Below are 25,861 nucleotides of genomic sequence, written 5' to 3'. Positions count from 1 at the left end.
GTCTCAATCTTTTAATATTCATGATTGCCAAAGAGTACTACTTCTCTAAGTTCCAGATTTCCTTAGCATATTGCTCAATGGTATCATCTGAGGTAAACTTGTCAGATGTAGCGATGTTGATCAAGCTCATGCGAGCCCATTTTTCTTTGTCACGATAGAGAGCATCAATCTTCTCTTGAGCTTCCACGTAGGCATGGAAGTCTTCCAAGAGGAAGTATTCGTCATTGTGGGTGATGAAGGCTTCGTAGATTTCAGAGCCTTCTTCACGAACATTTGGAATAGTGCCATTGACAAAGGTGTCGACCACTCGACGAATGTCTGAATTGCTTTCATAGACACCGCGTGAGTAATAATCGTGGCGGGCATAGTGCTCGTAAACCTCGTCCTTGTCCATCCCAAAGATGACAATGTTGTCGTCGCCAACCTCGTCCTTGATTTCGATATTGGCCCCGTCCAGAGTAGCTAGGGTGATGGCACCTGTCATCATGAACTTCATATTGGAAGTACCAGAAGCTTCCTTGGAAGCCAGAGAAATCTGCTCTGATACATCCGCAGCCGGAATGATGAGCTCAGCCAGGCTGACCCGGTAGTTTTCCAGGAAAACAACCTTGAGTTTGCCTTGAAGGCTTTCATCCTTGTTGACCAGATTGGCCACTTCATTGATCAGTTTGATAACAGACTTGGCAAAGTGGTAGCCCGGAGCAGCCTTGGCACCGAAAATAAAGACACGTGGCACCATATCCTTGTCAGGATTGTCCTTGAGGTCCCAGTAGAGCTTGATGATATGAAGCAAGTTAAGGAGCTGACGCTTGTAGGCGTGGAGCCGTTTCACCTGGACATCAAAGATAGCTTCTGTAGAGACTTCCACACCTGTTGATTCCTTGATGAAGTCAGCCAGACGAGCCTTGGCTTCTTGCTTCACTCGGTAGAAATCACCCAGCACTTGCTGATTGTCCTTGAATTCCAAAAGCTTACGCAGCTCATGGATATCACTTCTCCAGCCCTTACCAATTAGTTTATCAATCTCAGCTGATAAAGGCTCATCCGCAATTTGCAACCAGCGGCGTTGGATAATCCCGTTGGTTTTGTTATTAAATTTCTCTGGATAGATAGCATAAAAGTCACGCAAGGTATCTTCTTTGAGCAATTCAGTATGGAGTTTGGCAACCCCGTTAATCGAATGACCGCCAATGATCGCCAAATGAGCCATGTGGATTTGATTGTCTTTGACAATCCGAGTATTTTCAATGATTTGCGGAGCAATACCGCGACTAGCCATTTCTGTCACATAACGGTTATCGATTTCCAAGATAATTTGATAGACCCGAGGCAGGACATTCTTAAAGAGTTCAGCATCCCATTTTTCCAAAGCTTCAGATAAAATAGTGTGGTTAGTATAACTCATGGTCTTAACCGTTGCATTCCAAGCATCAGCCCATTCAAGACCATATTCATCCATCAAAAGACGCATAAATTCAGCTGGTGAAACAGCTGGATGGGTATCGTTGATATGGACAGAAACCTTCTCATGAATATCCTTGAGCGGACGACCTTGCTTGAGGTAGGATTTGATAATTGTCTGCAAACCTGCACTGGTCATAAAGTATTCCTGAATCAAACGTAGTTCTTTACCTTCATGACTAGAATCATCTGGATAAAGAATAGCTGTTATATCCTGCACACGGCGACGAGCTTCGATTGTCGGATAGTCTAGCTCATATTCTTCTGGAATCTCAACATCCCAAAGTCGCAGGTTATTGACATTATCATTGCCAAAACCAATCTGAGGTACATCATAAGGCACCGCACGCAAGGTTTTAGAATTCTCATAAACCGGTACAATTCTTCCTTCTTCGTTAGCACGGAGATAAACATTACCGAAAATTTTAACGTCTACAATATCATGATCCTTTCGAGTCTCCCAGACATTCCCCAGTCTTCCAAACCAGTCATCGGGAATTTCAACCTGGTATCCATCTACGATCCGTTGTTTGAAGAGACCATAGCGATAGCGAATCCCATTTCCAAAACCAGGATAGCCCGTTGTAGCAAGAGAATCCATAAAGGCAGCAGCCAAACGACCGAGACCACCATTTCCTAAAGCCATGTCATGCTCAGCATTTTTTACAGCTGTAAAATCTACTCCCATTTCTGCAAAACCATCTTTGACAGTATCAAGGATCCCAAGATTGAGTAGGTTAGTTTCTAACATACGACCCGGTAAAAACTCAATAGAGAAGTAATAAGCTGTTTTTTGGCGGTGTTCGACCAACTTTTTACGGCGTTCCAACCATAGTGGAGTAATATACTTACGAACAGTATTAGCCAGAGCTTGGAAGAGTTCTCTCGGCGTTGCATCAGCTACTTTTATTAGTTGTCTTTCATGTAAAATATCCTTAAAATCTCGGATAAATTGCTCTTTTGTCAGTTCCATAGTGGACGATTATCTCCCTTTCTTGATAGCGGGAAACAGTTTTTTAATATAGAAATACTTTTTTCAATCAAGATGGGAAACACTCGCTTCAGCTACAGGCTAAAAACAGAGCTCCAAAACAGCATGATAATATATAAAAATGTAATTCTCACGGAAATCCTCCCTTGTCCCATGGTCAAGAGAGGATTTGCTTATACTGATTCCAAAGTAAATGTTATAGAAGTGATTGGTACAAATCACTATAGGCTAAACTAGCCGTGTCCCAAGAAAAATCTCTTTCCATGGCCTGTTCTTGCATGGATTTCCATGCCTCCTTATCATGGGTATAGAGGTTAAGAGCTTCTTTAAAAGTCCAGCTCAACCAATAACCAGAAAAATTATTAAAGCTAAATCCAGTTCCTTGACCTGTATAAACATTATAAGGTTCTACTGTGTCTCGCAGACCGCCAACTTCATGTACCAAAGGCAAGGTTCCATAACGCATAGCCATCATTTGTGACAGGCCACAAGGTTCGAAGCGACTAGGCATCAGGAAAATATCACTGGCAGCATAAATCTCTTGGGCTAATCCCACATCAAAGAGAATGTTAGCCGAAAGCTTGTCTGGATAAGCTTGACCAAACCAAGCAAAGGCTTGTTCAAAAGCTGGATCACCTGTCCCCAAAAGGACGATTTGTACATCTTGCTGAAGAAAATTATGCAACTCTTCAACCACTAAGTCAAATCCTTTCTGCCGAGTCAGGCGTGATACAATTCCGACAAGTGGAACATCATCTCTAACAGGCAAGCCTACGCGTTCCTGTAAAGCTCGCTTATTTTTTAGTTTACCAGATAAATCAGATTTGTCAAAGTGATGGGCTAGCAATGGATCTGTTTCAGGATTGTAAATCTCTGTATCAATACCATTAACAATACCCACTAGCTTACCGGATTCCATCCGCAGAATCTGATCCAAATTGCAACCAAATTCCGGAGTCCGAATTTCACCAGCATAGCTTGGTGATACAGTTGTCACTCGGTCTGCGTAGAGAATACCAGCCTTCATCCAGTTGAGACAGTCATTCCAGCGAAGGGTTCCATCTTCGTAACGTTCATATCCCACGCCAAATAATTCCCACAACATACTATCAGAGAATTGTCCTTGAAACTCCAAGTTATGGATGGTTAGAACTGTCTTGATATTGTTATAAGCTTGAATCCAACGATATTTCTCTTTCACCAAGAAAGGGATCATAGCAGTATGGTAGTCATGTACATGGAGGACATCTGGAATGAAATCAATCCGCTCCATTAATTCTACCGCTGCTAGTTGGAAGTAGGCAAAACGTTCCCCATCATCAAAATCTCCGTAAACGTGGCCACGGAAGAAATAATGCTGATTGTCTATAAAATAGAAAGATACACCGTTCAAGACCAGCCTTTTAACTCCAGCATACTGGCGACGCCAACCAACACTGACTTCAAAATAGAAGAGATCTTCTACCTGATCGCCAAATTTAGCATCTGTCATATCATAATAAGGAAGAATGACACCAACTTGGTGGCCATGTTTGACCAGTGATTTTGGGAGAGCGCCGATAACATCTCCCAAACCACCTGTCTTCGAAAATGGTGCTCCTTCTGCTGCTACGAATAAAATCTTCATCGAATTATGTCCTCTGTAACTTTTTGGCCCTTCTTGACTACGATTGGGTCTTCTGCTGTTCCACGTATTACAACGCCTTCTGCAACCTCAACACCTTTGTCAAGGATGGCATATTCAACTGTTGCATTTTCCCCAATTTCAGCTCGAGGAAATAGAATGCTATTTTTTACTTGACTACCAGCTTTGATATTAGTGTTACGTGAGATCACTGAATTATCAACTTCCCCTTCGACAATACTTCCAGATGCAAATTGGGCGCGAGACACCTTTGAAGAAGGAGCATAATAGGTAGGTTCCTCATTCTTAACCTTGGTATATATTTTTTGATTTGGGCTAAAGAGTGAATAGAATTTTTTGCTTTCTAACATATCGAGGTTAGCCTGATAGTATGTTGCTACAGAGTGGATATTGGCCAAATAGCCAGTATATTCATAGGCAAAAGCACCTTCTTCAACCGCTAAATCACGTAGGACATAGCGAAGCTTTTGAGGGTGTTCTTTCTTAGCCTCTTCCTCCAACTTTTCAATTAACCATGGAGTATCCACAACAAAGATATCCGTAGACATATTGAAGAGTTCTGCATCTTCCCGCTCATCAAAGAGCTTATGTCCTCTGACGTGGTCCGTTTCATCAATATTTAAAACAGAGTTTACTTCAGAAATATTTTCTTTATGCAGTTTCTTATAAACAACTGTGATCGGTTGCTGCGTTGTATTGTGTAAGTGGAAAACTTGATTGAGATCTATATTGATCAAAATATCACAGTTGAGAGCAACAGTTTGGTTAGAACCAGAACGTTTGAGATAAGTCAAGAGCTGATCATAGTATTCCTCACCGACTGTAGAGCTTTCTACACGAGTATTGTAGATTCCCAAATAGTAGTGACTGAGGAGAGTAGATAGCCCCCATTCACGACCTGAACGGATATGGTCGAATACTGAGCTAATGTTGTCCTGTTGGAAGATACCAAAGACGCTACGAATTCCTGCGTTAGCCAGACTTGAAAGAGGGAAGTCGATCAAGCGGTATTTTCCACCAAACGGAAGGCTGGCCACTGGACGATGATCTGTCAAAGTAGACATGTCGTGGAACCCGACTGTATTTCCTAAAATCGCTGAATATTTATCAATCTTCATCTTTTGGTACCCCCACTTTCTCGTTGTATCCAACCACAAATACTTCCTCTGTGCCATCTATTTCTACACCTTCAGCAATGATGGCGCCTTCTCCGATAATAGCTCGCTTAATCTTAGCACCCTGACCAATAATAGCACCACTCATGATGACAGAGTCCTCAATAACAGCATCCTTTCTAACCTGAGCCCCAGTAGAAAGGATGGAGTGTTTAACAGTCCCATCAACAAAGCAACCATCAACAACCAGAGAATCTTCTACTTTGGCATTTTCACTGAGGAAGTTTGGCGGAGAAATCAAGTTACGAGAATAAATCTTCCAGCGACGGTTACGACTATCCAAAGCATTTTCTGGATTGATATATTCCATATTAGCCTCCCAGAGAGACTCAACCGTACCAACATCTTTCCAATAGCCAGCAAACTCATACGCATAAACGCTTTCGCCAGATTCAAGGTAGTTAGGGATAACATTCTTACCGAAGTCAGACATATCCACATTGCTATTTTCAGCAGCTACCAGCATATTGCGCAGGCGCTGCCAGTCAAAGATATAAATCCCCATAGAAGCCTTGGTTGACTTAGGATTTTCTGGTTTTTCTTCAAATTCAACAATCCGATTATTAGCATCTGTATTCATGATACCAAAACGGCTGGCTTCTTTGAGAGGCACATCCAGTACAGCTACTGTCAAGCTGGCATTATTGTCCTTGTGAGACTGGAGCATATCATCATAATCCATCTTGTAGATATGGTCACCAGATAAGATCAAGACATATTCTGGATTGATGCTGTCAATGTAATCAATATTTTGGAATATTGCATGGCTAGTTCCTTCAAACCAGCGATTCCCTTCACTAGCAGAATAAGGCTGAAGAATGGACACCCCTGTATTAATGCCATCTAATCCCCAGCTGGACCCATTTCCAATATGGCTATTCAAAGCTAGAGGCTGGTATTGAGTAATGACACCGACATTGTGAATGCCGGAATTAGCACAGTTAGACAGGGCAAAGTCAATAATACGATAACGTCCACCAAACTGTACTGCAGGTTTTGCAATACTCTGTGTAAGCTTTCCAAGACGTGTTCCTTGCCCACCGGCAAGAATCAAAGCTAGCATTTCATTCTTCATAGACTACTCCTTGCTAAGGTTCGAGTGCATTAAACATCAAAAACAGGAAATGTGTTGACGGAACGGTACTCCAAGGAAGACTTATACCTTACAGCATCCGAACTTATATCTCATTTCATTTCGCAAATTGCGTATCTTTCTCCGATATTTTAATACAAGTTCAATTACAACAAATGGGATAACCCTATTTTTTATTTTTAGTTGACTTTGATTTAATACGACGCTTGATCTTCCAGATGCTGGCTCCAAGAGCTGGCAGTGTAAAGGTCAAGGTCTGTGGATAATCTTTCCAAAGCCCTTCTTGAGACTGAACTGTTTCGTTATGTTCCTTCCAAACACCTCCCCATTCTTCTAATTCAGTGTTCCAAACTTCTTCATAAATGGCTGCCACTGGAACACCAATGGTAAAGTTCTTCCGCTCTACCGGCGCCATATTGAATACACAAACTAACATGTCACCTTTTTCAGTCTTACGAATAAAGGAGAGAACACTTTGATCAACATTATCTGCATCTATGATTTCGATGCCATCATAGCTCAGATCAATCTCCCAAAGCGGACGATTGTCTTTATAGAAGGCATTGAGTGTAGCAGTAAAGCCCTGCATCTTCTTGTTCATCTGATCGTCCAGATTAGACCATTCAAGTTGCTCTTCTGACTTCCACTCTAAGAATTGACCAAACTCTGATCCCATAAAAAGTAATTTCTTGCCCGGATGACAGATTTGATAGGTCAGCAAGTTGCGGAGCCCCGCAAATTGATTGTAACGGTCGCCCCACATCTTGTGCATGAGGCTCTTCTTGCCGTGAACCACTTCATCATGCGAGAACGGCAGGAGGAAGTTTTCAGAGAATACGTACATAAAGCTAAAGGTCACTAGATTAAAATCGTACTTACGATAAATTGGGTCTTCCTCGTAGAAACGAAGGATATCATTCATCCAGCCCATATTCCACTTGTAGTCAAAACCTAGACCACCCAGCTCTCTCATACCCGTAATCTTGGTGCCTGAGGAACTTTCCTCTGCAATCATCATGACATCTGGATGGGCTAGTTTGATGACCGTATTGAGGCGTTGCAGGAAGTAATACCCTTCATAGTTGCGATTGCCTCCATCTTTGTTTGGTTGCCAAGGTCCGCTATCATAGTCCAGATAGAGCATATTGCTGACAGCATCAACCCGAATACCGTCCAGATGATAGAAATCAATCCAGAATTTAATGCTGGAAATCAAGAAAGACTGAACCTGATTCTTGCCCAAATCAAAGTTGAGAGCACCCCAACCATAGTTATGAGCCCGATCGTGGTCCTGATACTCGAAAGTCGGTGTCCCATCATAGTAGGCTAAAGCATCATCATTAATAGTGAAGTGACCTGGCACCCAGTCCACAATGACCCCGATATTGTTCAAGTGACACTCTTCGACGAAATCTTGAAATTCTTCAGGCGTGCCGTAGGTATGCTCAAAGGCAAAGTAGCCCATGAGCTGATAGCCCCAGCTAAGTCCCAGTGGGTGAGCCATAAGTGGCATAAATTCCACATGTGTGTAGTTCATCTCCACTAGATAAGGAATCAAGTCTTCTTTTAACTGAGAAAAGCTATAAGGACTGCCATCTTCATTGCGTTTCCATGAGCCAGCATGCACTTCATAGATATTGACAGGTCGTGAGAAGAAGCCCCAGCGCTTCCGACGGGCTAGCCAGAGACCATCTTTCCATTTCTTTTCAGGAATAGTACGGATAACTGCTCCAGTTCCAGGACGCTCTTCCAAATAGATAGCCAGTGGATCAATTTTCAAAATTTCTTGACCACTGCTACGTTTGACATTGTACTTGTAAATATCTCCTTCCTTTGGTAGGTCTGTAAATACTTCCCAGACCCCTGCTTCATTACGTGCCATAGGAATTTGATTTTCATACCAATTAGTGAAATCACCAATCAAATGAACACTCTGAGCATTGGGAGCCCAAACACGGAAAGAGTAGCCGACTTTACCATCTACTTCTTCCTGATGTGCTCCTAGATAGTGTTGCAAATGAAAGTTTTCACCAGTTGTAAAGGTTCTTAATGCTTCGTTTTTGTCCATGCAATCACCTCTTTGTAAGCGTTTTCTATGTTTCTATTTTATCTTAATTTCGACATTTTTTCAAGTAAATTTCATAAATATTGGCAAATTTTTCCAAAAACCGAACGATTGCCCTCTCTCCGTTTTCTTATATACCAATTTCCTGTTGATCCATTTTCATCCATATATAAGTCGCTGTTTTGACGAACGAAATTTAAAGAAAAAACTATTTTGAAAATGGTTCTAAAAAAGAGCGGTTTCCCGCTCTATAAAATTAATTAATCAAAGTCCAGATATTCTTTTTCAAGCTTCAAGACTTCTTCCAACGTTGCACATTCTGTCAATGCACGTTGAGCCAGCTCTTCCATCTTCTTAGTATCTAGCTTCTTCATGAGGCTACGAGTCCGAAGAACAGATGTCGCACTCATAGAGAACTCATCCAAGCCCATACCAACAAGCAATGGTACTGCAGTTTGGTCACCGGCCATTTCTCCACACATACCTGCCCACTTACCTTCAGCATGGGCTGCCTTGATAACATTATTGATCAAACGAAGGATAGATGGGTTATATGGTTGGTAGAGGTAAGAAACTTGTTCATTCATCCGGTCTGCTGCCATAGTGTACTGAATCAAGTCATTGGTACCAATAGAGAAGAAGTCAACTTCCTTAGCAAATTGATCCGCCAGCATAGCTGCAGCCGGAATTTCAATCATGATACCTACTTGAATGTTGTCCGCTACAGCAACACCTTCAGCCTGCAACTTAGCCTTTTCTTCTTCGTAAACCGCTTTAGCTTTACGGAATTCTGTCAGAAGAGCTACCATTGGGAACATGATGCGCAATTGTCCATGTACAGAAGCACGCAAGAGAGCGCGAATTTGTGTACGGAACATTGCATTACCAGTTTCAGAAATAGAGATACGCAAAGCACGGAAGCCAAGGAATGGGTTCATTTCATGTGGCATATCGAAGTAAGGGAGTTCCTTATCTCCACCAATATCCATCGTACGAACAACCACTGGTTTTCCATTCATTCCTTCAAGAACAGCTTTGTATGCTTCATACTGCTCATCTTCTGTTGGGAAATCTTGAGAATCCATATAGAGGAACTCAGTACGGTAAAGGCCGACAGCTTCTGCACCATTTGCATTTACACCTTCAACGTCTTTTGGTGTACCAATGTTAGCCGCCAACTCGAAGTGTTTGCCATCTGCAGTTACAGTTTCGGCATCCTTAAGCAATTCCCATTCAGCCTTTTGTTTTGCATAAGCTTCACCAGCTGCTTTAAAGTCTGAAATTTGATCTTCAGTTGGGTTGATAATCACTTCACCAGTGATACCATTAGCTGCAATGATGTCCCCGTCTTTTACCAATTCTGTAATATTATTAGTACCGAGAACAGCAGCAATTTCAAGCGTACGAGCCATAATTGCTGAGTGACTAGTCCGTCCACCGATATTTGTTACAAAAGCCTTAACAAAGTTTTTATCAAGCTGTGCTGTATCAGATGGAGTCAAGTCATGTGCAATGACAACCACTTCCTCGTTAATAGAAGCTGGGTTTGGCAATTTTTTACCCAGAAGGTTTGCAAGAACACGTTTTGTAACGTCACGGATATCCGCTGCACGTTCCTGCATGTACGGATTGTCTTCCATACCTTCAAAAATTGTGATAAACATATCCGTTACTTCTTTAAGACCCGCTTCAGCGTTCACTTTTTTCGTACGGATTGTTTCTTTAATCTGACCAACCATTTCAGGGTCAGAGAGAACCATTAAGTGAGCATCAAATACTTGGGCTGCTTCTTCACCAAGGCTACCTACTGCCTTCTCGCGGATAACAGAAAGCTCGTTCTGTGAAGCTTCAAGAGCTGCATCCAAACGAGCCTCTTCTGCATTCGTATCTTCGACTGAAACAGTCTCAAATGACAAATCCGGTTGGACTAATAGATATGCCTTAGCAACAGCAACACCATCAGATGCCGCAATTCCTTTAAGCATTTCTGTCATATTATGCCAATCCTTCTTTTTCCATTGTTTCTGCAATTGCTGCAAGTGCGTCATCAGCGTCTGCACCTTCAGCAGAGATAACTACGTCTGCACCTTGACCAACACCAAGGCTCATTACGCCCATGATTGATTTTAAGTTTACTGATTTACCTTTGTATTCAAGAGTGATATCTGAAGCAAATTTACTTGCAGTTTGAACCAACAAAGTTGCTGGACGAGCGTGAATACCTGTTTCTGCCACAATGTGGAAATCTTTAGAAGCCATAATTAGACTCTCCTTTAAATAATTCTTTTTTAGGATATTTTGATAACCCTTACAATTTCTGATTATATCATTTTTTGAAATCTTTTTCAAGAATCAGTATCAGTTTTTTCAAATTTCAACAGCATTTTTCAATCTAAAATCTTATCTGACACCTTATTTTACAAGATCTATCTAGCTATGTCTCCAGCTAACTTTTTATTTGAGAATCGTTAGTACAATTTTCAAAAATATTAGAAAAGAATTTTATTACCTATGTAAAAACCTTGATATATCAATCTTTAAGATGCTTTCTCTCTTTTTTCTTTCCTTGCAAAACACCATATCTTGTATTCTACACTGTGTTATAATAAAATATAACACAATATTTAGTCTAATCCATTGACAAGATTTTTTCTTTGAGATATACTAAGAAAGAATTAAATTTTTAATAAACAGGAGTTCCTTTTATGGTAACGATTTACTCAAAAAATAATTGTGTTCAATGCAAAATGACCAAACGATTCTTGGATACAAATCATGTGGAATATAGAGAAATTAATCTTGACGAACAACCAGAATACATCGAGCACGTCAAAAACCTAGGCTTCAATGCTGCTCCGGTTATCCAAACAGCAACTGATGCATTCTCTGGTTTCCAACCAAATAAATTAAAACAACTATCATAAGAATAGCAAGACAAAAAGAAGGAGGAGCTTCTATAGTATATAGGAGCACTTTCTTTTGCAGAAAAAAATATAAAGGAAACGATTATGGGTTTAAAACACTTAGAAGACGTTACTTACTTCCGTCTTAATAATGAAATTAACCGTCCTGTCAACGGTCAAATCATGCTTCATAAAGACCAAGAAGCATTGGAAGCTTTCTTTAAAGAAAACGTTGAGCCGAATACTAAACAATTTTCTTCAATTACAGAAAAAATTAATTATTTAATGGAAGAAAACTATCTAGAAAAAGAATTTATCCAGCTTTATTCTCCTGAGTACATCGAAGAGCTGGCTGCTTTTATCCATGCACAAGATTTCAAGTTTAAATCTTTCATGGCGGCCTACAAATTCTACAACCAGTATGCACTAAAGACAAATGATGGTGAATACTATCTGGAAGGCATGGAAGAGCGTGTTCTCTTTAACGCCCTATACTTTGCCAAGGGAGACGAAGCCATTGCTAAGGATATTGCCAATGAAATCATCCACCAACGCTATCAACCAGCTACACCAAGCTTCCTTAATGCAGGTCGAGCTCGTCGCGGTGAATTGGTATCTTGCTTCCTCATCCAAGTAACAGATGATATGAACTCAATCGGTCGCTCTATCAACTCTGCCCTTCAACTATCTCGTATCGGAGGCGGAGTCGGTATTTCCCTCAGCAATCTGCGGGAAGCTGGAGCACCTATCAAGGGTTATGAAGGAGCTGCGTCTGGCGTTGTGCCTGTTATGAAACTCTTTGAAGACAGCTTCTCCTACTCTAACCAGCTGGGACAACGTCAGGGAGCTGGAGTTGTTTATCTCAACGTCTTCCACCCAGATATCATCGCTTTCCTTTCAACTAAGAAAGAAAATGCTGACGAAAAAGTTCGGGTTAAAACCCTCTCACTCGGTGTTGTCATTCCAGATAAATTCTACGAATTAGCTCGTAAAAATGAAGAAATGTATCTCTTCAGCCCATATTCTGTTGAACGCGAGTACGGAGTGCCATTTGCCTACCTTGACATCACTGAAAAATATGATGAATTGGTCGCTAATCCAAATATCACTAAAACCAAGATCAAGGCTCGTGATTTGGAAACAGAAATTTCTAAACTCCAACAAGAATCTGGCTATCCTTATGTCGTAAACATCGATACAGCTAATCGTTCAAATCCAATTGACGGTAAAATCATCATGAGTAACCTTTGCTCTGAAATCCTGCAAGTGCAAGAACCTAGTCTTTTAAATGATGCACAAGAGTATCTCCACTTGGGAACAGATGTATCATGTAACTTAGGTTCTACCAACGTTGTGAACATGATGACTTCTCCTGACTTTGGAAAGTCTATCCGGACTATGACACGCGCTCTTACTTTCGTTACTGATAGTTCACACATCACAGCTGTGCCTTCTATCGATCACGGAAATAGCCTAGCTCATACTTTTGGTTTAGGTGCTATGGGGCTACACAGTTATTTAGCTCAGCAGTTGATCGATTACGGATCAGCGGAAGCTGTAGAGTTCACCAGCATCTACTTCATGCTCATGAACTACTGGACTTTGGTTGAGTCTAATAATATCGCTCGCGAGCGTGGCGTGACCTTCCATAACTTTGAAAAATCTGACTATGCTAGCGGAACTTACTTTGACAAATACCTGACAGGTGAATTTGTACCTAAGTCTGACCGTGTCAAAGAACTCTTCGCAGGCATCTTTATCCCGTCTGCAGAGGATTGGGCTGAGTTGCGCGACAAGGTCAAGGCTGATGGTCTCTACCACCAAAACCGCCTAGCTGTTGCACCAAATGGCTCTATCAGCTACATCAATGACGTTTCTGCTTCAATTCATCCAATTACTCAACGGATCGAAGAACGTCAAGAAAAGAAAATTGGTAAGATCTACTATCCTGCTGCTGGTCTGTCAACTGAGACTATCCCTTACTATACTAGCGCTTATGACATGGATATGCGCAAGGTTATTGATGTCTATGCAGCTGCAACCGAGCATGTGGACCAAGGTCTTTCTCTGACTCTCTTTATGCGCAGCGATATTCCTAAAGGTCTCTACGAGTGGAAAAAAGAAAGCAAGCAAACAACTCGTGACCTTTCTATCCTGCGTAACTACGCCTTCAACAAGGGTATCAAATCCATCTACTACGTCCGCACCTTCACTGACGATGGTGGCGAAGTAGGTGCCAACCAATGTGAAAGCTGTGTGATCTAGTTTTTCTCTAGGAATCAGTCATCTCGTTTTTACTTACTGACTTGATTACCATCATCAGCTAGCAACTCAAAAGTCGGTTCGCCGACTTTTTGTTCGATCCCCTTATAAAATTGTGATAAAATAATAATGATTCTTTATCACATCACAACACATAGAAAGAGATTTCAAATGGAAACTTACTACAAAGCCATTAACTGGAACGCTATTGAAGATGTTATCGATAAGTCCACCTGGGAAAAACTGACCGAGCAATTCTGGCTAGATACGCGGATTCCCCTATCCAATGACTTGGATGACTGGAGAAAGCTGTCTCACAAGGAAAAGGACTTGGTAGGCAAGGTTTTCGGTGGTCTGACCCTTTTGGATACCCTCCAGTCTGAATCTGGTGTAGATGCCCTGCGTAAGGACGTCCGTACAGCCCACGAAGAAGCTGTCTTCAACAACATCCAATTTATGGAGTCCGTTCACGCCAAGTCTTACTCTTCTATCTTTTCTACGCTTAACACCAAGTCAGAAATCGATGAAATCTTTGCTTGGACCAATACAAACCCTTACTTGCAAAAGAAAGCTGAAATCATCAATGAGATATACTTAAATGGTACAGCTTTAGAAAAGAAAGTAGCCAGCGTTTTCTTGGAAACCTTCCTCTTTTACTCTGGTTTCTTCACTCCACTTTACTATCTGGGTAATAATAAACTGGCTAACGTCGCTGAGATTATCAAGCTAATCATCCGTGACGAATCTGTCCACGGAACCTACATCGGCTACAAGTTCCAGCTAGGTTTTAACGAACTGCCAGAAGACGAGCAAGAAAAACTCAAAGAATGGATGTATGACCTACTCTACACCCTCTATGAAAATGAAGAAGGCTATACTGAAACACTTTATGATGAAGTTGGCTGGACAGAGGAAGTCAAGACCTTCCTACGCTACAATGCCAATAAGGCCTTGATGAATCTAGGCCAAGACCCTCTCTTCCCAGATACAGCTGATGATGTAAACCCTATCGTTATGAACGGTATCTCAACCGGCACTTCTAACCATGACTTCTTCTCCCAAGTTGGTAACGGATACCTACTTGGTGAAGTGGAAGCTATGCAAGATGAAGACTACAATTACGGTTTATAAGATTATGAACCAAATAAAAACATATTTCATACGTTATAACATATGAAATATGGCGATTATAATTACGCTTCATAAAACAAAGAACCCCTCTTTCCTTCGTTGGAAAGAGGGGTTTTGTAATCTAAACTAGCAAGGAGAACAGATAAAGCAAACATCATCTAGCTTTTCTGATTTTCCCAAAATATTTAGTAATAAACATTCAAGTGGGATGGTAAGACACGAATCGTCACTGGCAGTTGGTCTCCCTCATCTCCGTCAACGTTGACGCTGAGTTCTGCTTTTGCATCAGCCAACTCAACTGTGATTTCCTTAAAGGTTAGATACTCGATATTATCACTTTTCTCACCATTGCCCGAAATCAAATCTGGCACAGAAACCAAGGTGTCAAAGAGATTTTTATCCTTAAGATACAAGAGGTGAAGCAAGCCGTCATTGACAGTGGCTTCAGGGAGAATACTCTCGAAACCTCCGATTGAGTTGGTAGAGCCAATCAAGAGTGTACTGCTCTTTATCGTGCGCTCCTCTCCATCAATCTTCAAATGGAATTCGTAAAAACTAGTATCCATCAACTGCTTGAAACCAGAGATAAAGTAGGCAAACTTGCCCCACTTGGTCTTGTCTTCAGAATCTACATTATTGATCGACTCTGGAATGGTTCCAATGGCAACCACATTCATAAAGTACTGGTCATTAATCTTGCCGATATCAAGCGGCTTGACCTTGTTGATATCCAGATTTTGGATGGCTTCTTCAGCGTCTAGAGGAATGCCGAGAGCACGCGCCAAGTCATTGACCGTACCAAGTGGAAAGAAACCAAAGGTCGGACGATAGTCTAGTTCAGCCAGACCACTGATCCCTTCATTGACTGTTCCATCGCCGCCCATGACAAAGACGCTATCATAATGGTCTTCTGCGGCTTGCTTAGCAAAAGCTGTTGCGTCTCCGCCTTTTTCAGTATGCTTGACTACTACCTCATCGAAACATTCTGCCAGCTTTTCTCTCGCCAAGTCTTCATAGGACTTGGCTTTTTCTCCTCCTGAACTAGGGTTGACAATTAATAGGACTTTGGACATAAGGAAACCTCTTTTCGTTTGATAGCTCATTATACCATCCGGAAAACACTTTCACAACTATTTGAAACTGCTAGCTTTCGAAAGTCCAGAAAAGTAGTTTGGTATTTAAACTCTATTCCAAAGAAAACACTTCTACCGTTAGACTTTTCTGCCTAACTTTAGAAGTGCTGTCTTATATTTCGTTATTCTATTGAAAGAAGACAAAGAGAACAAAGGCAAACAAATTATTGGCCATATGCAAAGCAATCGCATACCGTATATCTTTCCTACATAAATAGCCTAAGGCAAAGATAACTCCCATAATAAAATACGTTAGAAATTGACCTGGGGTTGCTGGTCTATGAAGTAGAGAAAATAAAGTAGAGGAGGCAAGAATATAGAGTAACTTTCGTAAGGAGGTCACTTGCTTTGAGAAAAAAAACTTAGCCATAAAACCTCGAGTCAGCAACTCTTCAACAATCGGAGCAAGGAAAACAACAAAAATAAAAGCAAATGCAGGCTGATAGGCAATCAGCATTTCTACATTATTTTGATTTTCCGACGGATTCGTGGGCATTAATTCTTGGAAAATTATAAAAGCAATCAAAAGAATGACCGGTAGCCAAACAGAAGAGATTATCCTTGTTTTTTTCACCTCTAATTTCAAATCATGCTGATACCATTTCCACAAAGGAATAATATATAAAGCCGATAAGAATAAAAGGATCGGGAGAGCAATATATTGAGAGGTTCCCATCATCAGAGATTCTAAGACACTAGAAATGATGCTTGAAAAAATAACAAAATAAGACAATATAACTAATGAATAAAGTCCTAAATGGACAAGGAAGGTTTTGATGTTCTTTGTATTCTTCATATTTCTAATCCTTTCGATAAATATTTAGACCAACTTCGGTATCTTCAACAAGAATTTCTTCCTTTTGACTAATGAGGATATAAGACAAATAAAAATCACAGATACAAGAGGCTGCATGAATGCTAGCCAGAGCAATGTAGGAAGGGCTGGATAGCCATTCAAGTTCACAACAGACTGTTAAAAAGAGACTGATCAAAACAAAGGGTGCCAGAGCAATGATCAACATCTTACTCCTACTATAAAAACTCCCAGGGCTAGTCGCGTAGGCCATACCGTTTTTAAAACCAAATTTGACCTTCGTTTTTTCATCACCAAAGATCTTGAAGAAAAAGCCATGGATCAACTCATGCACAACCAGCAAGGCGAACAAGTATAAAAAGTCTGTAAAGACGAACAGCCCCTCGTCTTCTTCTAACAATTCAAGTGCTACCCAAGCAAAGAAAAAGAGAAAAGGAAGGATTAATAAAAGAGCTCCTATATTAAGCCAAAGGTTCGTTTTCTTATCCGTTAAAAAATCAATCTTTCTCAGTAATTTCATAGTCAATCCTTTCTTCTTTTATTTAAAGTACTTTTTAACCATAGGATAGAACATGACATTGATATAAATGAAAATAATGGTCAGTACGTAAGCTGAAACAACATTCATCGGAGTCAGCAAGCCCACCAACCACATAAGAACATATAGGCTAGGAATGACCCGCTGATTTAGGTTAAAGAGGATCAAAAAGCTCTGTTCATAGTTAGCTTGTAGTTCTCCCTCGTCAAAGGAAAAAGCAAATTTCTTCATTTCTTCAACGGTAGGTGCCATGGATAGTTTATATTTTCGGATTTTCTGTGTCGTCTTGAGCAATACTATTTGGGCAATTACAAGAGCTAGAAGAATAACTCCATCATATAGATTAATCCAAAACACCGCACCAGCTTCTAATAATGGAAAAACATAGTTTACACCAACAAATAAAGTAAATAACGTCAAAGCGGAGGTGACATTAAATAAGATTGTCACAGATTCTAACGTTTTAAAGCTTCGACGATAAAGCTCATATTCTTTATCTTCATCCTCTTCTTTCTCCATAGACAGATGATACTTATTTGCTTGGTAGATTAAATAAAAGGTTAAAGGATAAAGAATGGTCAAGCAAACACGTCCTATGTTTTGTAGTAGTCCTACATTCAAAAAACTTGGCCAAGAGACATGTTCAATGCGAGCAGCAAAGGAGCCGATTGCTCCTCCAATGATTATGGCTAGAATTAAGAAAATTACATTTCTCATTATTCTTTTTTTCGTTGTCATGATTTTCCTTTCCTATCTCTCAATTTAGAGCCTACACTAGACTTACAGCTAGCTTTTCTTTTATGGCTTATTCTTTTATCTAGGATAGCTGCTAGAGTGAGATAAAGCACAACAGCCCATTCTAACCTCAGGGGCAATTCTATTTGAAGTAGCCCTGCATCTTTTAAAACATAAGACAAGACATAAACAATAAACAAAGATAAAAGCAAAAGTTGACGATTATTTCTAAGTTGTTTCATTCTTCCTCGATTCTAAAAACGTTCTCGACAGTTTCTCCAAAAATATGAGCAATTTTCAACGCAATGATGATAGAGGGAGTGTACTCGCCTCGTTCCAAGAGACTGATAGTCTGTCTGGATACTTCTGCTCTCCTTGCTAACTCTGTCTGATTGAGGCCATCTCGTGCTCGCAACTCCTTGAGACGATTCTTTAATTTCATGAAATTTCCTCTCAATTCTCCAGCAATTCAACAGACCGAATATCTTCAATGCGCATAAGCTTCGTTTTTTTCTGGCCTTTTTTATCAGTTTTACTAAGCTTAACCCAGTCTTCATCCACATCCACTACAAGCCAATCATTTGTCCCAATCAATTCACTTGTAATCATTGGTTTCTTTCCAATCATCTCTTTTAAAAATCGTGACATTGTTTTCTCTCCTTTTCTATTTCTTTCTAAAGACTTTATCCGTCCCTGCATCCGTTTTAACTTATTGGAAGAATCAATCCCAAAGATAAAAACCATAAAAGTCATCGGAAACAAGAACCATAAGAATACATTCATAAGCGTCCCTCCATTTCCTGTTCAAAAGTATTGTAACAGATTCTTTTCTTTTTGACAAGTATCTTTGTCAAAAAAATAATAATCATTGTCAAATTTTCTATTATCATAGACAAAAAAGAATCCAGCTCAAACTGAATCCTTTTCCTTTATTCATCTACTTCTGAAAATACTTCTTTTAAAACAGTAATCCCCTGCTGGATTTCCTCCCTGCTGATAGTCAAAGGCGGCAGGAGACGGATAACATTCTCTCCGGCGGTCAGGATAATCAAGCCTTTCTGACGAGCACCTTCAACAATCTTTGACAGACTGGCGCTTGTCTCAATCCCAATCATCATGCCCAGACCGCGAACAGCAGAAATCTTTGGATGGTCCTGAAAAGCAAGCTGTAGCTGCTCCAGTAAGATGGCACTCTTAGACCTGACTTCTTCCAGAAAGCCCATCTCTTTCATAATATGCAAGGTCTCCAAGGCAGCTGCCATGGCTAATTTATTGCCACCAAAGGTAGAACCATGACTGCCAGGTCCAAGAGCGGAAGCCAATCTGGATTTTCCTAATAGAGCACCTGCAGGCAGGCCATTGGCCAGACCCTTAGCCAGTGTCACAATATCCGGTATAATCCCATAATGCTCAAAGGAATAAAGCTGACCAGTGCGCCCCATACCTGTCTGTACCTCATCAACAATCAGCAAAATCCCCTCTCGTTGGCAAAAATCAGCCAAAACTTTGACAAAGCTTGCTTCTGCTGGACAAACTCCCGACTCACCTTGAACCAATTCCAGCATGATAGCTGCTGTATCCTGATTGACCAAGTCTTCTACGCTGGCCAAATCATTGTAAGCTGCATAGCTGAAATGAGGCACCCCATCACCAAATCCTTCCTTGATCTTATCCTGTCCTGTTGCGGCCATAGTGCCAAAGGTACGACCGTGAAAGGATTGCTGAAAGGTGATAATGCCTTGCTTGCCAGTAGCCTTACGAGCTAGCTTAATAGCTGCTTCATTGGCTTCCGCTCCGCTATTACAGAAAAATGCCAAGTAATCATAAGAACCTGCCAACGCTTGAGCCACCTGCTCTTGCAGGGAGCTAAGATAAAGATTGGGGCTGTGCCAGATGCGCCCTGCTTGCTGGATCAAAGCCCGCTGAACCTGAGGGTGAAAGCCAAGATTGGTTACGCCAATCCCCGATGAAAAATCCAAATAAGCCTTTCCCTCACTATCAATCAGATAGGTGCCCTCTGCTTTAACAAACTCAATAGGTGCCCGCTTGTAGTTTTCAAATAAATAAGTCATAATTATCCCTCTGCTATCAAGGTGCCCGTCAAAAGATTATCGCCAATCAAAACCTGCCCGACACCGGAAAGCACAGTCTGAACAGCACTCTCAATTTTGGGAATCATGCCACCCTTGATGACACCTGTCTGAATCTTCTTGGAAACCTGACTGGTCAGAAGCTGGGGCAGGACTTTTTTATCCTCCAGAACCCCTTCTATATCTGTCATCAGGATCAGCTTCTCTGCCTGCAGGCTGCTGGCAACAGCTGCTGCCAGATAGTCTGCATTGATATTTAAGAACTCGCCAACAGCATTTTCTCCTAGCGAAGCCAGCACTGGGACGATGTTCGCAGCCAGCAGCTGCTCTAGATAAGCAGTTTGAATCGCCGTCACTTGACCGACATAGCCATAGAGATCTTTATCGATAAAATCTGCCGAAACTGTCTTTCCCAAATGTGAAACCAGCTGAAGGCTTTCAATATCTGAGTCGTTCAGTTCTTGTGTCAGCGTCCGGCCGACTTGACCTAGCAAAGCCTGCTCAATAATGGGTAAGTCAGACTTAGCTGTCACACGCAACCCCTTAACCTTGCGAGTAGGCAGCTGGCGCTCTTTCATGAGTTGATTTATGACCAGACCGCCCCCATGAACGACCACGATTTTCTTACCAGCTGCTATCCACTCTTGCATCTGCTTGATAAACTTATCAGACAGCTTTTGCGCAGCAACACCGCCAATTTTTATAACAATCACATCTTTCATCGCATTTCTCCTTAGGTTCTATAGAGGGCATTGATTTTCACATAATCATAGGATAGATCGCAGCCCCAGGCCTGAGCTTCAGCGTCCCCATCGTGTAGGTCAATGGTCAAGGTCAGCAGCTCTCCAGCCATGGCATCACTAGTCTCCTCGGGGTCAAAAGCCACAGGGCTAGAAGCCTGCATGACTGGAATCCCCTCAATCCAAATATCAATATTATCTACTGAGACATCTGCTCCCGCATAGCCGATAGCTGCTAAGATTCGGCCCCAATTGGGATCTTGACCAAAAATGGCAGTTTTAACCAAGCAAGAGCCAACAACACTCTTGGCAATCATACGCCCGCTCTGTTCATCCTTGGCGTGCCGCACATTAACTTCAATCAACTTGGTCGCTCCCTCGCCATCCTTGGCAATTTTCTTAGCCAAGTCAGCCATAAGATAGCGGAGCATCTTGGAAAACTTTTCAAATTCTTCCGTATCTGGTAGAATTTCTTCATTTTGCCGGCAGCCGTTCGCCATGACTAGCACCATGTCATTGGTCGATGTATCTCCATCCACCGTGATTTGGTTAAAAGTTGTCTCCACATGCTGACTGAGAGCCTTTTGCAAGGTAGCACTGGAAATATTAGCGTCACAGGTGATAAAGGCCAGCATAGTTGCCATATTCGGATGAATCATGCCCGATCCCTTAGCCACCCCCGCCATAGTCACCAGGTCTGAGCCAAACTCTTCTGTGACTACACAGGTCTTTGTACAAGTATCTGTCGTCAAGATAGCCTCAGCAAAATCTTCTGCCTTCCCACTCACCAGAATCTGTGACAGACCATTTTTCAGAGCATCCATCGGAAGCTGCTCGCCGATGACTCCTGTAGAAGCCAGACCAACCAAGTCGGGCTCAATCTTCAGCTTTTGGGCAGTCAAACGCTGCATCTCATAGGCAGCGTCCAGTCCCTGCTGGCCTGTACAGGAATTGGCAACACCAGAATTAACCACTATTGCCTGTAATTTCTTACTCTTTTGGATTGAGGCTTTGGTCACTAGAAGCGGAGCAGCAATGACTTTATTGGTCGTATAGACCCCTGCCACACTGGCCGGTACTTCTGATACAATCCAGCCAAAATCCAACTTCTTTTTCTTAAAGCCAGCGTGCAAACCGTCAGCCGAAAATCCTAACGGACTGGCAATCGTTCCATCAATAATCTTCATATCTAACCCTTTCTCATCTAGGCATAGGACGATTGACTGAGCAAGCCATCTGTTTCAGGAAAACCCAACATCAGATTCATATTTTGAATCGCCTGACCAGCAGCCCCCTTAATCAAGTTATCCAGCACAGCTACTACCGTTAAAATGTTTGTGACAGGATTATAGTCAAAACCAATATCTGTATAATTAGTACCTACAACCTGGTGCAGATTCGGAAGAGCTGCTTGGATACGGACAAAAGGCTTGTCCTGATAGCATTCCTGATAAATAGCAGCAAATTCTTCCCGAGTCAAAGGTTCTTTCAACTTGCTGTAAACCGTCGCTACAATACCACGATTGACAGGAATGAGAGAAGTTGAAAACTGAATCTGCTGCAATCCCTCATCAAAACGCTGTAACTGCTGTACAATCTCAGGAATATGCTGATGCTGATTCAGCTTGTAAGTCACATAGTTGTCGTGCACATGAACAAAATGGCTGGATGCAGCTGGATTTTTCCCAGCCCCTGTCAAACCGCTCTTGGCATCGACAATAATGGAGTCCAGCTCAATAGCCTGAGCCTGTAGCAAGGGAATCAAGGCCAACTCTGTAGCCGTCGCATAACAGCCGGGATTGGCAATAAATCGCTTCCCTCTGACATCTGTAAACTCAGACAGTCCATAAATAAACTTTTTTTGAACATGGTCTTCAGCTGGCTCTTTCTGATACCATTTTTTATAAATATTCCCTGGCAAACGATGATCGCCAGATAGGTCAATAACTGGAAATCCCGCTTCTACAAAATCTTTTGACAAATCTTTAGCCACTCCGCTTGATGTTGCAAAGAAAACAAGATCTGCTCGTCGCATTATTTCCTGACTGTCGAACGCTTCTATTTTCAAGTCGCATATACCCTTTAAATGAGGATAAAGCTCTGACACAGGGGCCTCCATATCTTGGCTGGCATGAAGGGAAACGACCTCCACCTGCGGATGTTGCAGTAAAATACGGAGGAGTTCCATTCCTGAGTAACCAGTAATTCCCACAATCGAAATTCGCATATTTTTAAAACACCTCCGTATAAATATGCGTTTTATTTTACGTATATTTCTTCACTTTGTCAAGTATTTTATGTATTTTTATACAAAAAAACTTCGGAAATAACATTATTTTTTGAAAAAACATTCATACTTTCTTTCCTAAAAGCAAAATATCTTCTTCTCATATAGAGAAGTAAGGAAGCTGAGAGCACGGAAAAAGACCTATCCAAGTGGATAGATCTTTTTTTCTTACAATTTACCTGCTACTGCATCCAAGAGTTCTTGGATTTTCGCTTGGTTGCTTCCTCCTGCCATGGCCATGTCAGGTTTACCACCACCACGTCCATCGACGATTGGAGCCAATTCTTTAACCAAGTTACCCGCGTGAATGTCTTTGGTCTTGCTTGCCACAAGGACATTAACTTTGTCACCGATTGCTGCGACAAGAACAAGTACGTCAGAGTAGTCTTTTTGTTTCCAGTTATCCGCAAAGGTACGAAGGGCACCGGCATCTGATACAGAAACTTGACTAGCAATGTAACGGTGTCCGTTGACTTCCTTCACATCCTTGAAGACATCGCCTGCTGCTGCAGCTGCAGCTTTTTCTTTCAACTCAGCATTTTCTTTTTGAAGTTGACGAAGTTGCTCTTGAAGTCCTTCCACCTTGTGAGGTACTTCCTTGAGTTGAGGTGCTTTCAAGGTTACTGCGACGGCTTTCAAAGCATCTTCTTGTTCGCGGTAGGCTTCAAAGGCTTCCTTACCAGTCACTGCCAAGATCCGACGAGTTCCTGATCCGATTCCTTCTTCCTTGACAATCTTGAAGAGACCAATCTCAGAAGTGTTGCCAACATGGGTACCACCACAGAGTTCCACTGAGTAGTCGCCGATGGTCACAACGCGGACTTCCTTACCATACTTCTCACCAAAGAGGGCCATAGCTCCCATTTCTTTAGCAGTGTCAATATCTGTCTCAACAGTTTCTACTGCAATTGCTTCCCAGATTTTCTCATTGACCTGCTGTTCAATAGCGCGCAATTCTTCAGGAGTTACTGCTTGGAAGTGCGTGAAGTCAAAGCGAAGGAATTCTACTTCGTTAAGGGATCCTGCTTGTGTCGCATGATGGCCAAGGATATTGTGAAGAGCCGCATGGAGCAAGTGAGTTGCTGTGTGGTTTTTCATGACACGGTGACGACGATTGGTGTCGATCGCCAAGGTGTACTCTTGGTTCAAAGCAAGTGGTGCAAGTACTTCAACCGTATGAAGCGCTTGTCCATTTGGTGCTTTTTGAACATCTGTCACAGTAGCAACAAGGTTTCCTGCAACATCCAAGATTTGACCGTGGTCAGCTACTTGTCCACCCATTTCAGCGTAGAATGGAGTTTCCGCAAAGATAAGAGAGGCAGTTCCTTCTGAAACAGCTGCTACTTCAGCGTTTTCAGCTACGATAGCCACCAACTTAGAAGGCAATTGACTGGCATTGTAGTTGAAGACACTTCCCACTGTAATGTTTTGGAGGGTTTCATTTTGCATGCCCATAGAGCCGCCTTTGACAGCTGATGCACGCGCACGTTCTTGCTGCTCTTTCATGGCTGCTTCAAAACCTTCACGGTCTACAGTCATACCCGCTTCTTCAGCGATTTCTTCTGTCAATTCAACTGGGAATCCATATGTATCGTAGAGTTTGAAGACATCTTGTCCAGCGATAACGTTTTGACCTTTTTCTTTCAAGTCAGCTACAATGGTTTCTGCAAAGTGTTGACCTGAGTGAAGGGTACGGGCAAATGACTCTTCCTCGCTCTTCACGATTTTCTCGATAAAGTCACGTTTTTCAAGCACTTCTGGGTAGTAGCTTTCCATGATTTTTCCAACAGTTGGAACGAGTTTGTAAAGGAAAGGTTCGTTGATGCCCAATTTTTGACCGTGCATAGAAGCACGACGAAGAAGACGACGAAGGACATAACCACGACCTTCATTTCCAGGAAGGGCACCATCACCGATAGCGAATGAAAGGGAACGAATGTGGTCCGCGATAACCTTAAAGCTCATGTTGTCGCCATCTTGGTCATAGACCTTACCAGACAATTTCTCAACTTCACGGATAATCGGCATGAAGAGATCCGTTTCAAAGTTTGTCTTAGCCCCTTGGATAACCGCTACCAAACGCTCCAAACCAGCGCCCGTATCAATATTTTTGTGAGGCAATTCCTTGTATTCGCTACGAGGAACAGCTGGATCAGCGTTAAATTGTGACAAAACGATGTTCCAGATTTCAATGTAACGGTCATTTTCAATATCTTCTGCAAGAAGGCGAAGACCGATGTTTTCTGGGTCAAATTCTTCTCCACGGTCGAAGAAAATCTCTGTATCAGGTCCAGAAGGTCCAGCACCGATTTCCCAGAAGTTGTCTTCGATTGGGATCAAGTGGCTTGGGTCCACTCCTACTTCAATCCAGCGGTTATAAGAATCCTTATCGTCTGGATAGTAGGTCATGTAGAGTTTTTCAGCAGGGAAATCAAACCATTCTGGACTGGTCAAAAGCTCATAAGCCCAGGTGATGGCTTCGTCACGGAAGTAATCCCCGATAGAGAAGTTCCCCAACATTTCAAACATAGTATGGTGGCGAGCCGTTTTTCCGACATTTTCGATGTCATTGGTACGGATAGCTTTTTGCGCATTGGTGATACGTGGATTTTCAGGCTTGATAGTTCCGTCAAAATATTTCTTAAGAGTTGCCACACCTGAGTTGATCCACAAAAGAGTTGGGTCATTTACAGGAACCAAGCTGACTGATGGTTCTACAGAGTGGTCTTTACTTGCCCAGAAATCTAGCCACATTTGGCGTACTTGAGCACTAGATAGTTGTTTCATAATATCTCCTT

The 25,861-nt window shown here is 41.8% G+C and carries 22 protein-coding genes; 3 read left to right on the top strand and 19 right to left on the bottom strand.

Features of this window, described 5'->3' with window-relative positions:
* Positions 1-37: 37 nt before the first annotated feature.
* From HMPREF3108_RS01480 to HMPREF3108_RS01450, 7 genes are all read right to left on the bottom strand, one after another.
* Positions 38-2,434 (bottom strand): glycogen/starch/alpha-glucan phosphorylase, encoded by a 2,397-nt coding sequence (locus HMPREF3108_RS01480; protein ID WP_070492997.1) that lies wholly within the window; start codon positions 2,432-2,434, stop codon positions 38-40.
* 214 nt (positions 2,435-2,648) lie between these two features.
* The gene (gene glgA, locus HMPREF3108_RS01475) at positions 2,649-4,079 is read right to left on the bottom strand and encodes a glycogen synthase GlgA (RefSeq protein WP_070492994.1); all 1,431 of its coding nucleotides are present in this window, start codon (positions 4,077-4,079) and stop codon (positions 2,649-2,651) included.
* Complete coding sequence (gene glgD, locus HMPREF3108_RS01470) at positions 4,076-5,215, bottom strand: glucose-1-phosphate adenylyltransferase subunit GlgD (protein WP_045503872.1); 1,140 nt, start codon at positions 5,213-5,215, stop codon at positions 4,076-4,078. Before glgD ends, glgA begins: the two co-directional genes overlap by 4 nt.
* Entirely contained in the window at positions 5,205-6,347 is a 1,143-nt protein-coding gene (locus HMPREF3108_RS01465) for a glucose-1-phosphate adenylyltransferase (protein ID WP_048777483.1), read from the bottom strand. The genes glgD and HMPREF3108_RS01465 overlap by 11 nt, the downstream gene beginning before the upstream one ends.
* Before the next feature lie 184 nt (positions 6,348-6,531).
* A complete protein-coding gene (glgB, locus tag HMPREF3108_RS01460) occupies positions 6,532-8,433 on the bottom strand; it encodes a 1,4-alpha-glucan branching protein GlgB (RefSeq protein ID WP_070492991.1) in 1,902 nt (633 codons plus the stop codon).
* Between the two features lie 257 nt (positions 8,434-8,690).
* The gene (ptsP, locus tag HMPREF3108_RS01455; protein WP_045773151.1) at positions 8,691-10,424 is read right to left on the bottom strand and encodes a phosphoenolpyruvate--protein phosphotransferase; all 1,734 of its coding nucleotides are present in this window, start codon (positions 10,422-10,424) and stop codon (positions 8,691-8,693) included.
* 1 nt (position 10,425) lies between these two features.
* Positions 10,426-10,689 (bottom strand): phosphocarrier protein HPr, encoded by a 264-nt coding sequence (locus tag HMPREF3108_RS01450; RefSeq protein WP_006596636.1) that lies wholly within the window; start codon positions 10,687-10,689, stop codon positions 10,426-10,428.
* 446 nt (positions 10,690-11,135) lie between these two features.
* Between HMPREF3108_RS01450 and nrdH the strand changes: the two genes are divergently transcribed.
* The 3 genes from nrdH (at position 11,136) to nrdF (ending at position 14,726) form a co-directional block, all read left to right on the top strand.
* The gene (gene nrdH / locus HMPREF3108_RS01445) at positions 11,136-11,354 is read left to right on the top strand and encodes a glutaredoxin-like protein NrdH (protein WP_045503882.1); all 219 of its coding nucleotides are present in this window, start codon (positions 11,136-11,138) and stop codon (positions 11,352-11,354) included.
* 84 nt (positions 11,355-11,438) lie between these two features.
* Positions 11,439-13,598 (top strand): class 1b ribonucleoside-diphosphate reductase subunit alpha, encoded by a 2,160-nt coding sequence (gene nrdE, locus HMPREF3108_RS01440; protein ID WP_061585646.1) that lies wholly within the window; start codon positions 11,439-11,441, stop codon positions 13,596-13,598.
* Between the two features lie 168 nt (positions 13,599-13,766).
* Positions 13,767-14,726: a class 1b ribonucleoside-diphosphate reductase subunit beta gene (gene nrdF / locus HMPREF3108_RS01435; RefSeq protein ID WP_048777486.1), complete on the top strand. Its 960-nt coding sequence runs from the start codon at positions 13,767-13,769 to the stop codon at positions 14,724-14,726.
* 185 nt (positions 14,727-14,911) lie between these two features.
* On the opposite strand, the gene HMPREF3108_RS01430 is transcribed toward nrdF, so the two are convergent.
* The 12 genes from HMPREF3108_RS01430 to alaS form a co-directional block, all read right to left on the bottom strand.
* A complete protein-coding gene (locus HMPREF3108_RS01430) occupies positions 14,912-15,829 on the bottom strand; it encodes a diacylglycerol/lipid kinase family protein (protein ID WP_048777487.1) in 918 nt (305 codons plus the stop codon).
* A gap of 157 nt (positions 15,830-15,986) precedes the next feature.
* Complete coding sequence (locus tag HMPREF3108_RS01425; RefSeq protein WP_070492988.1) at positions 15,987-16,655, bottom strand: CPBP family intramembrane glutamic endopeptidase; 669 nt, start codon at positions 16,653-16,655, stop codon at positions 15,987-15,989.
* Positions 16,656-16,659: 4 nt separating this feature from the next.
* The gene (locus HMPREF3108_RS01420) at positions 16,660-17,193 is read right to left on the bottom strand and encodes a DUF3267 domain-containing protein (protein ID WP_070492986.1); all 534 of its coding nucleotides are present in this window, start codon (positions 17,191-17,193) and stop codon (positions 16,660-16,662) included.
* An 18-nt stretch (positions 17,194-17,211) separates the two neighbouring features.
* Positions 17,212-17,949, bottom strand: a complete 738-nt coding sequence (locus tag HMPREF3108_RS01415) for a DUF3169 family protein (RefSeq protein WP_070492983.1) — start codon at positions 17,947-17,949, stop codon at positions 17,212-17,214.
* Entirely contained in the window at positions 17,946-18,188 is a 243-nt protein-coding gene (locus HMPREF3108_RS01410; RefSeq protein ID WP_060970221.1) for a hypothetical protein, read from the bottom strand. Before HMPREF3108_RS01410 ends, HMPREF3108_RS01415 begins: the two co-directional genes overlap by 4 nt.
* Positions 18,185-18,388 carry a helix-turn-helix transcriptional regulator gene (locus HMPREF3108_RS01405; RefSeq protein ID WP_008809497.1) on the bottom strand — a complete coding sequence of 68 codons (204 nt, stop codon included), beginning with the start codon at positions 18,386-18,388 and terminating at the stop codon, positions 18,185-18,187. Before HMPREF3108_RS01405 ends, HMPREF3108_RS01410 begins: the two co-directional genes overlap by 4 nt.
* An 11-nt stretch (positions 18,389-18,399) precedes the next feature.
* On the bottom strand, positions 18,400-18,729 hold the full coding sequence (locus HMPREF3108_RS11040) for a hypothetical protein (RefSeq protein WP_008809498.1): 330 nt from the start codon (positions 18,727-18,729) through the stop codon (positions 18,400-18,402).
* Between the two features lie 146 nt (positions 18,730-18,875).
* Positions 18,876-20,018, bottom strand: a complete 1,143-nt coding sequence (locus tag HMPREF3108_RS01395; protein ID WP_070492980.1) for an acetylornithine transaminase — start codon at positions 20,016-20,018, stop codon at positions 18,876-18,878.
* 2 nt (positions 20,019-20,020) lie between these two features.
* Complete coding sequence (gene argB / locus HMPREF3108_RS01390) at positions 20,021-20,758, bottom strand: acetylglutamate kinase (RefSeq protein WP_070492977.1); 738 nt, start codon at positions 20,756-20,758, stop codon at positions 20,021-20,023.
* 11 nt (positions 20,759-20,769) lie between these two features.
* Positions 20,770-21,963: a bifunctional glutamate N-acetyltransferase/amino-acid acetyltransferase ArgJ gene (argJ, locus tag HMPREF3108_RS01385; protein WP_070492974.1), complete on the bottom strand. Its 1,194-nt coding sequence runs from the start codon at positions 21,961-21,963 to the stop codon at positions 20,770-20,772.
* A 17-nt stretch (positions 21,964-21,980) separates the two neighbouring features.
* Positions 21,981-23,003 (bottom strand): N-acetyl-gamma-glutamyl-phosphate reductase, encoded by a 1,023-nt coding sequence (argC, locus tag HMPREF3108_RS01380; RefSeq protein WP_070492971.1) that lies wholly within the window; start codon positions 23,001-23,003, stop codon positions 21,981-21,983.
* A 228-nt stretch (positions 23,004-23,231) separates the two neighbouring features.
* Positions 23,232-25,850 carry an alanine--tRNA ligase gene (gene alaS, locus HMPREF3108_RS01375; RefSeq protein ID WP_070492967.1) on the bottom strand — a complete coding sequence of 873 codons (2,619 nt, stop codon included), beginning with the start codon at positions 25,848-25,850 and terminating at the stop codon, positions 23,232-23,234.
* Positions 25,851-25,861: the final 11 nt, after the last annotated feature.

The sequence above is a fragment of the Streptococcus sp. HMSC10A01 genome, assembly GCF_001807785.1.
Taxonomy (GTDB): domain Bacteria; phylum Bacillota; class Bacilli; order Lactobacillales; family Streptococcaceae; genus Streptococcus; species Streptococcus gordonii.
Note: the sequence above shows the minus strand (reverse complement) of the source record. Positions and strands in the feature narration are given on the sequence as shown.